Annotated in this window: 13 protein-coding genes and 1 pseudogene; 7 read left to right on the forward strand and 7 right to left on the reverse strand. The window is 70.5% G+C overall.

Annotated features, from left to right (window positions below; genetic code table 11):
• The first annotated feature begins 2 nt into the window (after positions 1-2).
• Both ABD830_RS37560 and ABD830_RS37565 read left to right on the forward strand, forming a co-directional pair.
• Positions 3-2255: an ATP-binding cassette domain-containing protein gene (locus tag ABD830_RS37560; RefSeq protein WP_344998293.1), complete on the forward strand. Its 2253-nt coding sequence runs from the start codon at positions 3-5 to the stop codon at positions 2253-2255.
• A 73-nt stretch (positions 2256-2328) separates the two neighbouring features.
• A complete protein-coding gene (locus ABD830_RS37565; protein WP_344998295.1) occupies positions 2329-3549 on the forward strand; it encodes a hypothetical protein in 1221 nt (406 codons plus the stop codon).
• 6 nt (positions 3550-3555) lie between these two features.
• Here ABD830_RS37565 and ABD830_RS37570 read toward each other — a convergent pair whose 3' ends face one another.
• Together ABD830_RS37570 and ABD830_RS37575 are read right to left on the reverse strand one after the other, a co-directional pair.
• Entirely contained in the window at positions 3556-4140 is a 585-nt protein-coding gene (locus ABD830_RS37570; RefSeq protein ID WP_344998297.1) for a cupin domain-containing protein, read from the reverse strand.
• Positions 4137-4709 (reverse strand): TetR/AcrR family transcriptional regulator, encoded by a 573-nt coding sequence (locus ABD830_RS37575; RefSeq protein WP_344998299.1) that lies wholly within the window; start codon positions 4707-4709, stop codon positions 4137-4139. Before ABD830_RS37575 ends, ABD830_RS37570 begins: the two co-directional genes overlap by 4 nt.
• Before the next feature lie 261 nt (positions 4710-4970).
• Between ABD830_RS37575 and ABD830_RS54425 the strand changes: the two are divergent.
• Together ABD830_RS54425 and ABD830_RS37585 are read left to right on the forward strand one after the other, a co-directional pair.
• A pseudogene (locus ABD830_RS54425) lies at positions 4971-5153 on the forward strand (hypothetical protein); the annotation flags it as partial.
• A gap of 73 nt (positions 5154-5226) precedes the next feature.
• Entirely contained in the window at positions 5227-6192 is a 966-nt protein-coding gene (locus ABD830_RS37585) for a 3,4-dihydroxy-2-butanone-4-phosphate synthase (RefSeq protein WP_344998303.1), read from the forward strand.
• Between the two features lie 128 nt (positions 6193-6320).
• On the opposite strand, the gene ABD830_RS37590 is transcribed toward ABD830_RS37585, so the two are convergent.
• The 4 genes from ABD830_RS37590 to ABD830_RS37605 form a co-directional block, all read right to left on the reverse strand.
• Positions 6321-8042 (reverse strand): hypothetical protein, encoded by a 1722-nt coding sequence (locus ABD830_RS37590; protein WP_344998305.1) that lies wholly within the window; start codon positions 8040-8042, stop codon positions 6321-6323.
• Positions 8039-8938, reverse strand: coding sequence for a protein phosphatase 2C domain-containing protein (locus ABD830_RS37595; protein ID WP_344998307.1), 900 nt, complete (start codon positions 8936-8938; stop codon positions 8039-8041). Before ABD830_RS37595 ends, ABD830_RS37590 begins: the two co-directional genes overlap by 4 nt.
• A 30-nt stretch (positions 8939-8968) precedes the next feature.
• Positions 8969-9646, reverse strand: coding sequence for a vWA domain-containing protein (locus ABD830_RS37600; protein WP_344998309.1), 678 nt, complete (start codon positions 9644-9646; stop codon positions 8969-8971).
• A gap of 94 nt (positions 9647-9740) precedes the next feature.
• Complete coding sequence (locus ABD830_RS37605; protein WP_344998312.1) at positions 9741-10565, reverse strand: hypothetical protein; 825 nt, start codon at positions 10563-10565, stop codon at positions 9741-9743.
• A 97-nt stretch (positions 10566-10662) separates the two neighbouring features.
• Between ABD830_RS37605 and ABD830_RS37610 the strand changes: the two genes are divergently transcribed.
• The gene (locus ABD830_RS37610; protein ID WP_344998314.1) at positions 10663-11367 is read left to right on the forward strand and encodes a class I SAM-dependent methyltransferase; all 705 of its coding nucleotides are present in this window, start codon (positions 10663-10665) and stop codon (positions 11365-11367) included.
• Between the two features lie 15 nt (positions 11368-11382).
• On the opposite strand, the gene ABD830_RS37615 is transcribed toward ABD830_RS37610, so the two are convergent.
• Positions 11383-12039: a maleylpyruvate isomerase N-terminal domain-containing protein gene (locus tag ABD830_RS37615; RefSeq protein WP_344998316.1), complete on the reverse strand. Its 657-nt coding sequence runs from the start codon at positions 12037-12039 to the stop codon at positions 11383-11385.
• A gap of 84 nt (positions 12040-12123) precedes the next feature.
• Here ABD830_RS37615 and ABD830_RS37620 point away from each other — a divergent pair, with 84 nt between their 5' ends.
• Together ABD830_RS37620 and ABD830_RS37625 are read left to right on the forward strand one after the other, a co-directional pair.
• A complete protein-coding gene (locus tag ABD830_RS37620; protein WP_344998318.1) occupies positions 12124-13392 on the forward strand; it encodes an alpha/beta hydrolase in 1269 nt (422 codons plus the stop codon).
• Positions 13389-13853 carry a GNAT family N-acetyltransferase gene (locus ABD830_RS37625; RefSeq protein WP_344998320.1) on the forward strand — a complete coding sequence of 155 codons (465 nt, stop codon included), beginning with the start codon at positions 13389-13391 and terminating at the stop codon, positions 13851-13853. Before ABD830_RS37620 ends, ABD830_RS37625 begins: the two co-directional genes overlap by 4 nt.
• The last annotated feature ends 246 nt before the right edge of the window (positions 13854-14099 follow it).

The following is a 14099-nucleotide window of genomic DNA, read 5'->3' on the forward strand; positions in this document are numbered from 1 at the left end:
GCATGGCACGCGATCACATCCGCATCGCCGGAGCACGGGAGCACAATCTGAAGGACGTCACCGTGGCCGTTCCGAAGGGGCGGCTCACGGTCGTCACCGGTGTCTCCGGGTCCGGCAAGTCATCGCTGGTCTTCGACACCCTCGCGGCCGAGGCCCAGCGCCAGCTCAACGAGACCTTCACCGCGTTCGTCCGCAACCGGCTCCCCCGCTACGGCCGGCCGGACGTGGACGAGATCGAGAACCTGTCCGCCGCCATCGTCGTGGACCAGCGGCGCCTCGGCGGCAACGCCCGCTCGACGGTCGGCACGATCACCGACATCTACGCGCTCATGCGGCTGCTCTGGTCGCGGGCGGGCCGCCCGTTCGCCGGGTACTCGAACGCCTTCTCCTTCAACGATCCGCAAGGCATGTGCCCGCGGTGCGAGGGCCTGGGCACGACGCGTACCGTCGACGTCGACCGGCTGGTCGACCGCCGGCTGTCGCTCAACGAGGGCGCCATCCGCTTCCCCACGTTCCAGGTAGGAAGCTGGATGTGGCGAACGTTCGCGGAGTCCGGCCTGTTCGACCTCGACAAACCGCTGGCCGGATACACGCAGCGGGAGTGGCAGGCGTTCCTGCACGGCGAGGGCGTGCCCGCGAGCCCGCGCGGCCGGAGCGGGCCGGCCGCCAACTTCGAGGGGCTGCTGCCGCGCTTCGAGCGGATCTGGCTGCCCAAGGACGTCGAGTCGCTCAGGGGCAGGACCCGGGAGGCCTACGAACGGGTGGTCACCAAGGGACCCTGCCCCGCCTGTCACGGCGCCCGCCTCTCCGAGGCCGCGCTGTCCAGCCGGGTCGGCGGCCGTAACATCGCCGAGTGCGCGGCCATGGAGGCCGGCGAGCTGGTCGAGGTGATCAGGGCACTCGACGCCCCGGAGGCGGGGCCGGTGGTGGCCGCCGTCGTCACCCAGCTGGAGCGCCTGATCTCGGTCGGGCTGGGCTACCTCACCATGGACCGGCCGACCTCGACGCTGTCCGGCGGGGAGTCACAAAGGGTCAAGATGGTACGCCACCTGGGCAGCAGCCTCATCGACATGACGTACCTCTTCGACGAGCCGAGCGTCGGCCTGCACCCGCACGACGTGGCCCAGCTGACCGCGCTCCTCCGCGAGCTGCGTGACAAGGGGAACACGGTCATCGTCGTCGAGCACGACCCCGACGTCATCACGGTGGCGGACCACGTAATCGACCTGGGGCCGGGAGCCGGCCTGGACGGCGGCCAGATCGTCTACCAGGGCGACGTGGCCGGGCTGGCCGAGTCCGGCTCGGCCACGGGGCGGCACCTCCGGCACCGGCCGCGGCCGAAGGCGGTCACGCGCTGCCCGGCGGGGTTCATCGAGATCCGCGGCGCCACCCGGCACAACCTGGACGGCGTCGACGTCGACATCCCGGTAGGGGCGCTGACCGTGGTGACCGGCGTCGCCGGGTCCGGCAAGAGCACCCTCATCCGGGGTTTCCTGCCCGAGGTGTGTCCCGACGCCGTGCTCGTCGACCAGGCCGCGGTCCGCGGGTCCCGCCGCTCCAGCCCCGTGACGTACACCGGGGTCCTCGATCCCATTCGCTCGCTCTTCGCCGCCGAGAACGGGGTGAGCGCCTCGCTGTTCAGCCCGAACGCCGAAGGCGCGTGCCCGCGGTGCGGCGGGCTCGGCGTGATCTACACGGATCTGGCGTTCATGGACCCGATGGTCAGCACCTGCGAGGAGTGCGACGGCCGCCGGTTCACCCCGCACGTCCTGCGGTATCGCCATCGCGGTCGCACGATCAGCGAGGTGCTCGACCTCACGGCACGGGAGGCGCTCGAGGTCTTTCCCGAGCGGCGGATCCGCCGGGTGCTCGAGAGCCTCGTGGACGTGGGACTCGGCTACCTGCCGCTCGGGCAGCCGCTGAGCACGCTGTCGGGCGGGGAGCGGCAACGGCTCAAGCTCGCGAGCGAGCTCGACCGGCCCGGCCGCGTCTACATCTTCGACGAGCCCACCGCGGGGCTGCACATGTCCGACGTCGCCGGCCTCGTCGAGCTGCTGAACCGCCTGGTCGACGGCGGTGCCACGGCGGTCGTGGTCGAGCACGACCTCGACGTGATCAGCCAGGCGGACTGGGTCATCGACCTCGGCCCCGGGCCGGGCCGCCATGGCGGGCAGGTGGTCTTCCAGGGCCCGCCGGGCGACCTCGTCCACGCGCCGGGCTCCCTGACGGGCCGCCATCTGCGAGCACTCGGCTGACGCCTGGTGGCCGCCGACCGGCGAGCGACGAAAGCCCGGCTGAACGGCGCGCCCAGCGCTAGGATGCTCCGCCGTGAGCTCAAAGATCTCCGACGTCACGGTGACGGCATGTCAAGGCACGGCGGTCTCGCTGAGAATCGTGTCGGCCGATGACCAGGATGCGGCGATCGCGCGCGAAGACTTCGCGCTCATGCTCCTTGAGGAGGCCGCTGACAACCATCCCGATCGCGACAGCCCTTTCGCGAGGGAAGTGTCGTTCGAGGACGTCTCCGACGAGGAGTGGCAGCAGCGGTTCGCCCGCGGTTTCGTCAAGGCGGTCCGGGTGACCGAGAGAGAAGCCGGCAGATTCCCGTCCGCGGTGCTCCACATCGAGGTCACCCACCCAGCGTGGCTGGACCACGTCCACGAGGGCGACGCCTGGGAGAGCTACGCCTTCGAGACCGGCGTCGAATTCGCTGACTGCGCACCGATCCTCCCCGGCGGGAAGGATGCGGCGATGGACGACCCAGGCGACTCGTTCATCCTGGTGCCGCGCGCCGCCTGGGGGGACATGCTCCACACGGGCCCGGCGCTGCTCGAGATTCCCGCGTACTCGCCGAGCGCCTACACGACGCGAGACACGATCCACCGCCCGAAGAACATCCCGGCGGACTGGATCGGCCGGGCGGTGCGGGTCACATCGGCGGTTCACGGCGGAACCGAAGACGGCTCGCTCGTCGACGAGGGCACCTGGGCGAGGATGGACGCGCACGGCTGCTTGAGCGTCGGTGGCGGCATCGAGTCGATCGCGCGTCTCGTGCCGAACGCCGGGCGGCGCGGCGGCAAACTCACGTATGCGAGGGTCTTCGACTACGTCAAGGCCGAGTTCGTCGGCGCCCGGCAGAGCGGCAGAGAGATCGAACTCTCCTTCCGCATCCCACCCGACCGGCGAGAGCTGGACCTGCACGCGTCGTGCCACGTGCTCGACCTCCTCGCATGGGGATGGGACGAGGACGACGAGAGGACCGAACTCGCCAAGGCTCTGGCCGCCGACGCCGAGCGCCTCGGCATCGATGCCCCTTGGGACCTGATGGAACAGGTCGCCGACGCCTACATAGCGCACTACACGATCATCTACGAGCCCGCCGAGGACCTCGACGATCTCCCGGCGCACGAGGTGCGGACGATCCTCGCCGCCGAGTGGCCGACGGCCACGCTCGCCGTCACCATGACCGACGAGAAGTGGGCCGCGCTTCCAGAGGACGACGAATGGCCGGAAGCTCTCGGCACGCGCGCCATCGCAGCCCAGCCGTGACCTCCGTCAGGCGGTCGTCGTCCTGAGCGGGACGCCCTTGTGATGCGCGCCGATGACGACGCCGATCAGCACAGCCGTCTCGTCGCCGTCGTTGCGGCAGCTGTGCGCGACGCCGTTGAGGATGAGCCAGTCGCCGGGACGTAGACAGACCTCGGTGTCGTCGAGGACGAAGACGGACTCACCCGATACCTGCATGAGGCAGTCCATGGACGCGGTGGCGTGCATGGCGGAGGAGCCGGGCAGGTCGCCGTGGGCGCCGGGCGGGTTGGGGTCGTGGACGAACGGATGGGACTCGTCGGCGGCCCGGCGCATCAGGTCAGCGGCTCTGACGGGATCGCGGCCGAGCAGGTCGTCGGGGTTGAAGCGGGGCGGCAGAGTGAACACGGTGATGTGGAAGCCGCCCGGCTGAGGCAGGAGGGGGCCGGTGAACGGCGGCGGTGTGCCGTCGTTGGGCAGGGTGGTCGTGACGTCGCCGGCCCAGATCGACCACTTCTGTCCGAGGTCGGGGGCGAAGGGTGCGACGTGGTCGTCGCTGACGACGACACCGCTGCCGTCGGCGTCGTGCCCGGTGACGACTCTGCGGACCTTCACGATTCCTCCTGGAGGATGTCGAGTGCTCGGGTGAGAAGCTCGTGGGGCGCCTGCTGCCCCCCGCTCTCCGCCCAGCGGATGAGAGCCGTCGTGGTGGCGGCCAGGCAGGCGCCGGCGACCACCTGGAGATGGAACGTGTCATGCCGGCCGTCGTCGAGCACGCCGACGATCGCGTTCCGGGTCTGGTACTCGTTGTCCAGCCAGCGCGCACGCAGCGCGGGGGTGGCCAGCCCGAGCTTGAGCCGGGCCAGCATCATGTCGAGCTCGGCCCGGGTGGCCTGGGCCAGACTCTCGATCAGCGTGTCGCCGATGCGCCGCAGGAGCGGCTGGTCGGCCGGCCTGGCTTGAATGCGGGCAGCGAGGACCGGGTCGAACTCGTCGGACAGGACGAGATCCTCCTTGGTCGGGAAGTGACGGAAGACCGTCATCGACGAGACGCCCGCCGCCTCGGCTATGTCGGCCACGGTCGTCTCGTCATAGCCGCGTTCCTGGAACAGCCGCATCGCGTGCTCCTGGATCTCCTGTCGGGTGAGTGCCTTCCGCCGTGCTCGAAGACCGATGTTCTCCATGTGTTAGAGACTAACGTAATGATAGTCACTAACGCGAGCTTCCAGGGATCTTTGATCTCTGCGGCGGTGGGTGATAGAAGGTAGATCGGTGCGATTCCAAGGTGCGGCGGTGACAGCCCGCCGGTTCCGCCGTGCTTGGCGGGACGACTCGGTGCGAATCCGGGCCATGCGGTGACACCCCGCCACCTCTCGGGCCTGTTCCGGGCCCCTGGTCCTTCGTGCGGTGAGGCTCGTCCTCCCGCTGTCGAGAGGTGGTGTCGCATGTTCACCGGCAACATTCAGGAAATCGGCACCGTCGTGGCCGTCGAAGAGGCGCGCATCGCGGTCAGCGCTCCCAAGACCGCCGCGGGCGTGCCGGGTTCGGTCTGCGTGAACGGCGTGAGCCTGACCGTCCTCCAGGCCGCGCACGGGACGGAGGTGCTGGAAGCCGGGCTTTCGGCCGACACCCGGCGCAGGTCGACCCTCGACCAGGTCCGGCCGGGCACACGGGTCAACGTGGAGACCCCGCTGGTTCTGGGTGACCCGCTCGCCGGTCATCTGGTCCAGGGCAACGTGGACGCCGTGGGCAAGATCGTACGGATCGACGACGAGGGAGCCGCGCGGCGCCTGTGGATCAAACCCGCCCGAGCGCTTCCTCCCCCTGATCGTCGCGAAGGGCCGGATCGCGGTCGACGGCGTGAGCCTGACCGTCGCCGAGGTGGCCCGCGACCGGTTCTCGGTGGCGCTGATCCCGCTGACCCTCCAGGCCACCACGCTGTCGGAGCTGTCCGTCGGCGATCGGGTCAACCTGGAACCCGACCTGGTCGTCCGCCTGGTACGGCGCCGGCTGCCCGACCTGGCGCAGGCGGTGACCGACGTGGTCGCGGCGCTTCCATGGGCCGGACGGCTGTCCGGCGGGCGGGGCGTGCAGAAGGCGCTCGCGCAGCTCGCCGCCGGAGGAGCCGTGGTGATCTGGGACCCCGACCGGGAGGGCGAAGGCGATGTGGTGTTCGCGGGGGCGCGGCTGCGCCCGCAGGCGTTCACCTTCCTGCTCACCCAGGTATGCGGCCATCCGACCGTGCCGTGCGCTCCCGAGGTCCTGGAACGCCTGGAGATCGGCCCCATCCCCGGCCCCGGCGACCGGCACGGCACCCGTCCGCACGTCCCGGTGGATCTGATCTCCGGGACCGGCACCGGGGTGTCGGCCGCCGAACGCGCCGCGACCGTGCGCCGCCTGGCCCACCCGGACGCCGCACCGGCCGACTTCCTGCGGCCGGGACACGTGTTCCCGCTCGCCGCGCGCCCCGGCGGGCTCTCCGAACGCGCCGGTCACACCGAGGCCACCGTGGCGATGTGCGTGGCGGCCGGGCTGCCGCCCGTCGGCGTGTGCTGCGAGGTCATGAACCCCGATGGGACCATGGCGCAGGCCGCCGACCTCGAGATCGCCGCGCTGAGCTGGGGCCTGCCCCTGCTGGACGTGGCCGACCTCAGGAAGCACCTGTGACCTCTATGACGGGCAGGAGCGCCGAATGACGGTGAACGCGAATCCGTACCAGACGATCGGCCTCGGCTACTCCGACCACCGCCGCCCCGACCCCCGGATCGCCGGCCTGATCGACCCGTTGAGCGTCACTATTCGTCGTGATAGACCTTCGGCCCGACCGCGTGGTACGCCGCCTTGGAGGCATCTTTGAGCCACGGCTTCGCGCTGGAGGCGGTGGCGCGATTCGTGTAGATGGCCACGGTGTGGATCAGATATCGGTGGGTGTATCCGGTCCACCCGTACGTCTGCGCGTTGGTCCAGCTGCTCGAGTCGCAGAGGCCGGCTCCCGGGCCCCTCCTGGGGCACACGATGCCCCAGGCGTCCGCGTAGAGGTCGTCGAGCTTCGCGTACGCGGTGTCGGCCCTGTCCGCGCTGCTCAGCGGAACGACCCACACGGACACCATGATCCGCTGACCCGCGGGCGCGCCCGGATTGACATAGGCACCCGTGACCATCTTGCTGCAGCGCGCTTTGCTGAGGGCGGTGCGGACACTGCCTTCGTGGTACGAGCCCGGGCACTTGTCCACCCCGCCGGCCCTGAGGGTGTAGCGCACGTTCTTCGCGGTTGTGAAGGACTGCGGGAGCAGCGCCCCCGACGTGATCGGAGTCGAGTCGGTGCCCTTGGTGTCGAGATCGGTGGGGTCGAACGGATCCTCGGACGGCTCCTCGGACCGCGTCTCGGAAGGCTCCGGTTCAGGGGAGGTGGAGGAGGGCTCGGCAGCGGCGTACGGAGTGCTGGTGGAGGACGTGCTGGAGGAGGACGCGTTGGAGCCGCCCTCGTCCGAGCTGTCGGCCGCGGTGATCCCCGCCACCACGGCGAGCATCAGGCCGATCACTCCCACGGCGACACCGAGACCGATCTTCGCCGACCGGGCGGGGCTCTGACCGGGTCGCGATGGATACGGGGGAACGGCGGACGGCCCCGGAGGGCCGGGCGGAGGCGGCGGTACGGCGGTCGGTGCGGTGGAGGCCGACAGCGCGGCCTGCCTCAACTGCGTGGCCCACTGCGCGGGAGCGGGCCGCTGGGACGGGGGCTGATGGAGCGCCGCCGTCGCGAGGTCGGCCAGTGCGGGGCTGACGGCGGCCAGTCGGCCGAGATCCGTGGAGGCCTGGTCGCGGGCGAAGACACGGACGGCCAGCAGCGCGAACTTGTAGGCGTCGCTCTGCGGCGTGCCCTTCTGCTCGGCGGCGGGGATCTGCCAGTCAGGCGTCTCCACCTGAGGCAGGGCCTCCACCCCGCCCAGCCGCATCGCGTCGCAGTCGATGAGGAAGCACTCGGGAGAAGCCTCCGTGGCGAACAGCAGGTTCTTGGGCGACAGGTCGCCCACGACGATGTCCATCGAGTGCAGGCGGGCGAGCGTGTCGGCCAGGTCGGCCAGGAGCAGCAGGCGGTCGCGCTCGCTGACCCGCAGTCCGATCTGCCCGACGTACGCGTCGTCGTTGAGCAGGAACTCCACCGTCGCCAGTTTCCGCTCGGCGCCCGACAGGGTCCGCAGGTCGAAGGAGAACCTGTGGGGCACGGACCGCATCAGGAAACCGGTGACGGCATCACCCGCCTCCACGAGCCCGGCCGGCCAGGCCGTCTTGTCGCACAACCACGCCGCGTCCCACCCCGGGAGCCGGCCGATCAGGTCCGTCATCGCGGTGAGGGCGGCGACGTCGAGCTGGCGCAGGACGTCGGGATCATACTCCTTGTAGACGACGTCCCACTGGCCGTTGATCTTGCGGTCGAGCACCTCGTGGACCGCCCCCTGGCCACCTTGGCCGAGGCGCCGTCCCAGCTTGAGAGCGGCGCGGTCCGTCCGGCTCATCGGGTCTCACCTCGCGGCCAGAGGGCCAGCAAGGTCCGGTCGTCGTCGAACGTCTCCCGGGAGAAGTCGAGCAGGTGGGCCAGCCACAGAGGCGACGGCGGCGCGGCCAGGTGCTCGGCGAACAGCGCGCCGACCTGGCCGTCCCCGTCACCGAGCGGATCGCCGAACCCGTCGGTCCCCACCAGCAGGACCTGGCCGGGCACCAGCTTCCCGAACCACTGCTCCAGCTTCCGCGGCACCCTGGGCAGCGCGCTGACCGCGGTGGCGACCACGTCCCCCTCGGTCTTCGTGGCGAACAGGGGGTGGTAACGCGGCCGGGTCAGGTCGAGCACCCAGGCGCCCGAGTCACCCACCCGGAACAGCGAGATCTCGACGCCTTCCGGGCCGGGGCGAGCCGTACCCGCGACGAGGGTGGTGGCGAACAGCTCCTCCACCTGTGCCAGGTCCGGCTCGTGCTGGAGCATCGCCGCCGCCTGCCGGTGCAGTGTCTCGACCGCGTACCGGACGACCGCGGGGAAATCGTGCCCTGGATGGCCCTCGTCGAGCTGTGCGTGGATGGCGCAGACCGCTGCCCAGCAGACCTCGGCCGCTCCGACCCCCGCGGCGGTGGCGCTGGACACCCCGTCGGCCACGGCGAACACCACGGTGCCCGTCCCCTCGTGGACCACGGCGCAGGTGGCGTCCTGCCGGGGCTGGCGGTAGTAGCGGTGCCGTTCTCCCCGTACGGAAGCCGATCGGAGCGTCACCTCCGCGGTGGACCAACCGTCACATTCGAAATCGGGACACGTTCCCCCCAGCAGACGCGGGGGCGCCGGCTCGAACTCCGGGCCGGGAATGTCGATCACGACGCGTTGCCACGCCTGGATCTGGTCGGCCTGCCGCCGTGCGTCCTGCACGTACACGACCTCCTGAGCTCGTGCCGGGCGTCAGATCTCGTCGATCGCCAGCCGGAACTGGTCCGGCCGGTTGATGACGAGCGTCGGGTTGCCGTCGGCCATGGCGCGGCCGGACGCGACCAGGCTCGCCGTCAGCGCGTGGAAGAACTCGGCGATCGCCCTGCCGATGTCGGCGCTGGGCACCGCGACGAAGGCGAACTCCTGGCGGGTCGCCACCTGCAGCATCGTGTCGGCCCGCGCCGACCCGATCCCGCAGGCGATGATGTTGGGGGCGAACGGCGCGGCGTGCCGGTCGACGAGCATCCGGTGTGGGCCGTGCCAGTGCTGCCCGTCCGTGGGCTGGCCGTCGCTCAGGAAGAACACCACCGGGCGGTGCACCTTGTACCCGTCGTTCTTGAGCATCCGCACGTCATAGGGAATGCGCTGCAGCAGGTCGGCGAAGGCGGCGCCGTAGTTCGTCGCCCCGCGGACCGCGAGCTGCGGCAGCCTGTCGACCATCCGCATGTCGCTCAGCCCCTGCCGCAGCTGCACGTCCTCGGAGAACCCGAGGATCGCGAGCCGCACCTTCGCCGCGATCATCGGCTCCGCGCGTAAACCGTTGCACAGCGCCGCCAGCCCTCCGGACAGGTCCTGGTAGTACGGGCCCATCGACGCCGACTCGTCCGCCACCACATACGCGGGTAGCAGCACTCCCCTCGTCTCGGCCATCGCACCCACCGCCCCTTCGGCTTCGGCTCAGTATCAGAGCGACACTAACGTCCTTGTATAGAAGATCAAAGACATGGAAACCAGGATGTGTCGGTTATAGAGGATGCGTTGATGTTGTGTAAGTGCGGCGTTCTGGCTCCTGGCTCGGGTCGGCGAGGTCGTGGCCGGAGCGGACCAGCCAGATCACCATCAGGGCACCCTCGACACCCGCGAACGCCGCGGCAGTGTGAAGGTTTCCCATCCTTGCGAGCACCCCGACCGCAACTGCCGCGACCAACGGTCCCACCAGCGCGGCGATGCCGTACCGGACAGTGGCCCGCTGCCAGCGCCGGTCCGACCGCTGCGCGCGAATGACCAGCATCATCCAGATCAGGGCCGCCAGGCCGCAGACCAGCGCGAGCGCCTCGGGCACGGGCCGGTCGAGGATGTCGAGGACGTTGACGACGGCGCCGCCTCCGTACCCCAGCACACCCACCACGCGCACTCGGCCGGCGCGCTCCAGATTGCGTCCCAGCACCGGCTGGAACAGCAGCACGACCCCGCACATCATCACGCCGTCGAGCGCCTCCGCCCACCAGGGCCAGGACGGGGTGAGAACGTGGAGCAGCCAGGACGCCGCCGTGGCGTACAGCGCCACCCTCAGCCGCCGCGTGTCCCGGTCCAGCTCGGGCGGAGGGCCTGCGAGCGGGCCGCGCAGACACTGCCACAGCGCCCAGGCCCACAGCATGCCCGCCAGGAGCAGGGCGAGCACGTCCGGCCACGTCGCCGCGGCACCGTTGTCCGCCTCCGCGAAGAGCGTCAACCACCACAACGCGCCGAGGTCGCCGGCGGCCAGCGCGAACACGGCGACGACCGCCAGCGCGACGACGTACACACCCACGATGAGCAGGGCGGGGAGGGATGAACGGTGACGGAGCACGCGGCACTTCCTGGGGGGCGGACGGGATCGGACGCCCTACCGTAGCGAGCCGCCACGACGAAGTCGATCAAGAATTCCGGGACTACCATGGCCGCCCATGGCAAACTTCATCTCCCTCCCGTTCTATGACCTGCTCGCCGAGAACAGTCACGTGGCGACCATGCGTGAGAAGTTGCCGCCGGTCCTCGCAGGGGTCCACAGGAGCGTTCTGGAGATCGGCGCAGGGAGCGGCCTGATCACCGTTTCCTTGGCCGAATGGACCTCGGCCGAGCTCTTCGCCCTGGAGCCGTCCGCCGGTATGCGAGGGATGCTGCTCTCCCGGCTGAGCGAGCAGCCGGAGCTGCTCGAGCGGGTCACCGTGCTCCCCTATGACGCGCTCAGCCTGGATCTGGACGAGCCGGTCGAGGCCATGGTCATGATCAACGTGATGTACGCCCTGGAGCCCGACTACCGCAAGCGGGTCTGGCCGGTGTTGGCCAAGCACCTGGAACCCGGCGGTCTCCTGGTCTTCACCTGGCGCGACGGCGGCCTCCCCGCGCCGCGTCCGCTGAAGGAACTGGACTCCCGCCGGGTGGGCCGGCACACCTACACGGTCTCGTCCGAGATCTTCGAGTCGGACGAGGAGTCCTTCAGAGGTCGCTACGTCTACCGGATCACCCAGGGCGACAAGGTGATCAGCGAAGAAGAGCTCGTGGGCCACGGCTACCGACCGACCTGGGAGACGATCCAAGGCGAACTCGTGGGTGCGGGTTTCGTCCAGGCCGACGCGCCGGAGGGGCTGCTCGCCTGGCGGCTCGCCTGAGGGACACGTCGCCTCTCACCCGAGGACGAACGGGAGCTTCCCCACCAGCTCGCCCAGCTCGGCCTGCTCCGCGTCGGTCGGGACACGCCGTCCGGTGCCGACGAGCAGCGCGTCCTTGTCGGAGAACGACGCGGGGAAGGCCGCCCCGGCGATCTCCTCCAGCATCTGGCGGCAACGGGCGAGGCCCTCGGCGGGCGGCTCCGCCGCGTCCGGGAGGTACGCGATCAGGTCGAGGTGGTGCAGCGTCCATTCCATGACGTACACGGAGAGGTAGTCACCCACGGCGATCACCTCGTCGCGGGTGCCGACCCGGAGGGCCGGGTCGGCGAGCTCGGCGGCGCGACCGGCGGCCGAGCCGACGTCGTCGAGGTGGAACTTGAGCAGCCGAGGCTCCTCGTACGCGGCCGCCAGCCGCACGGTCAGCGCGTCGAGCGGGTCGTCTCCGGTCGGTGGCGACTGGGAGACCTCCCAGTACGTCACCGCGTCGCGCGTCGGCTCCGTGACCGCGGGCGTGACGAGCGTGATCAGGACGTCCTGAGCGTCGATGATCAGGTGGCACACCAGGTCCCGCACGAGCCAGCCGGCGCAACCGGACGGCCGTGCGAAGTCCTCGTCCGGGAGTTCGGCGACGGCCGAGCGGAGTGCCGTCCAGGAGCGTGAGAAGAGATCCATCGCCGCAAGCTAACAGCGCCCGTCCACCGCGCGCAACGATCTCATATTGTGCTACCGTTCGCATAAATTGAGAAAGGAGCGACGATGAGAACGGACCCAGCTGTCGTCGCCGCGGCGATCGTCGAGATGGCGCGCGACGGGCGTTTCGCGGATGTCGAGGAGCTGTTCGCCCCACCGCTGCGCGCGGTGGTCTCCGCCCAGACGATGCAGGCCGACTGGGAGCGTCAGACGGCCGGCATCGGGATGGTCACCGCGATCGGGACGCCGACCAGCGAGCCGGCCAGAGCAGGGCTGGTCCGGGTGAGCGTGCCGGTGACGGGCGAGCGGGGCGGGCTGACGGTGGTGATGTCGGTCGACGAGACCGGCCTGGTGCAGGGACTGCGGCTCGCGCCCGGGCTCACCACACAGTGGACGCCTCCCCCGTACGCCCGCCCCGAGAGGTTCGACGAGCACGAGGTCACCGTGGGCTCCGGCGCCCTGGCGGTGCCCGGGACGATGAGCCTGCCGCGCGGGCACGGCCCGTGGCCCGGCGTGGTGCTGCTCGGCGGCGGCGGACCGTTCGACCGGGACGGCACCGCCGGCCCGAACAAACCGCTCAAGGACCTGGCCTGGGGGCTGGCCGGGCGCGGCGTGGCGGTGCTCCGCTTCGACAAGGTGACGTACGCCCACAGCCAGGTCCCGGCCGAGCCCGGCTTCACGATGAGCGACGAGTACGTCCCGCACGCCGTCGCCGCCATTCACCTGCTCCAGCGCCACCCGGCCGTCGATGCCGCGCGTGTGTACGTCGCAGGCCACAGCATGGGCGGCAAGGTCGCCCCACGGGTCGCCGCCGCCGAGCCGTCCGTGGCCGGGCTGGTGATCCTGGCCGGCGACACCCAGCCCATGCACCGGGCCGCCGTACGCGTCATCCGCCACCTCGCCTCGCTGGACCCCGGCGCGCAGGACGCGGTCGAGACGATCACGCGGCAGGCCGCACTCGTCGACAGCCCCGACCTGTCGCCTGACACGCCGGCGGCGGAACTGCCGTTCGGGTATTCGGGGGCGTACTGGCTGGATCTGCGCGGTTACCAGCCCGTGGCGACGGCGGCGGCGCTGGGCAAGCCGATGCTCATCCTCCAGGGCGGCCGCGACTATCAGGTGACCGTCGCCGACGACCTCGCGGGCTGGCAGGCGGGCCTCGCCCACCGGCCGGACGTCACCATCCGCGTCTACGACGCCGACGACCACCTGTTCTTCCCCGGCTCGGGCCCGTCCACGCCCGCGGACTACGAGTCTCCCCAGCACGTGGACCCCGCCGTGGTCGCCGACGTCGCCGACTGGCTGGCGGGGTCGGCCCATATGGTTCTTCCATGACCAGAAGCCTCCGCCTCGTACCTGTCACCCCTGCCAACATCGATACGGTCATCGCGGTCAAGGTCCGCCCCGACCAGGAGCACTTCGTCTCACCGGTGGTGAAATCGCTGGCCGAGGCGTATGTCCGCCCGAACGTGGCCTGGCCACGCCTCATTCTCGACGGCGACCGCGCCGTGGGCTTCCTCATGGCGTTCCTCGACATCGACTGGAACGGCAAGGGTGTCGACTTCCGGTCCGGCTTGTGGCGTCTCAACGTGGCACCCGACGCACAGGGGCGCGGAGTCGGCCGCTTCGCCGTCGAATCAGTGGCGGCCGAGGTCAGACGTCGCGGTGGCACGCAGATGTACGTCACCTGGGAACCGGGAGAGGGCGGCCCCGAAGGCTTCTACCGGAAGCTCGGGTTCGAGCTCACAGGTGAGAAGAGCGAAGGCCAGACGGTCGGGGTGCTGGACCTGGCGTGACCGTCGCGACTGAGAGGCGGGCCGTCGTGTACGGGTTCGAAGGGCGAGGACACCGAGGTCGCGGGCGGCAGCGGCGAAGTCCCGGATCAGGCCTCGCCGTTCGGGTAACCAGGCGATCAGCAGGTCGATGTCTCCGGAGCGCAGCAGCCTGAAGGGATCGGCGAATCCGGCGTAGCGGAGCTGGAGGTCGCATTCGGGGTGACGGCTCTTGAAGGCGTCGAACAGCGGGCGCACGGTCCTGGGGAT

The sequence above is a fragment of the Nonomuraea helvata genome (assembly GCF_039535785.1).
Taxonomy (GTDB): Bacteria; Actinomycetota; Actinomycetes; order Streptosporangiales; family Streptosporangiaceae; genus Nonomuraea; species Nonomuraea helvata.

Bases quoted from the DNA above. Each gene is read 5' to 3' on its own strand.
- ABD830_RS37560 (WP_344998293.1), top strand. From the start codon at position 3: ATGGCACGCGATCACATCCGCATCGCCGGAGCACGGGAGCACAATCTG.
- ABD830_RS37575 (WP_344998299.1), bottom strand. From the start codon at position 4,709: ATGGAGAACATCGGTCTTCGAGCACGGCGGAAGGCACTCACCCGACAG.
- ABD830_RS37590 (WP_344998305.1), bottom strand. From the start codon at position 8,042: ATGAGCCGGACGGACCGCGCCGCTCTCAAGCTGGGACGGCGCCTCGGC.
- ABD830_RS37600 (WP_344998309.1), bottom strand. From the start codon at position 9,646: ATGGCCGAGACGAGGGGAGTGCTGCTACCCGCGTATGTGGTGGCGGAC.
- ABD830_RS37610 (WP_344998314.1), top strand. From the start codon at position 10,663: ATGGCAAACTTCATCTCCCTCCCGTTCTATGACCTGCTCGCCGAGAAC.
- ABD830_RS37615 (WP_344998316.1), bottom strand. From the start codon at position 12,039: ATGGATCTCTTCTCACGCTCCTGGACGGCACTCCGCTCGGCCGTCGCC.
- ABD830_RS37620 (WP_344998318.1), top strand. From the start codon at position 12,124: ATGAGAACGGACCCAGCTGTCGTCGCCGCGGCGATCGTCGAGATGGCG.
- ABD830_RS37625 (WP_344998320.1), top strand. From the start codon at position 13,389: ATGACCAGAAGCCTCCGCCTCGTACCTGTCACCCCTGCCAACATCGAT.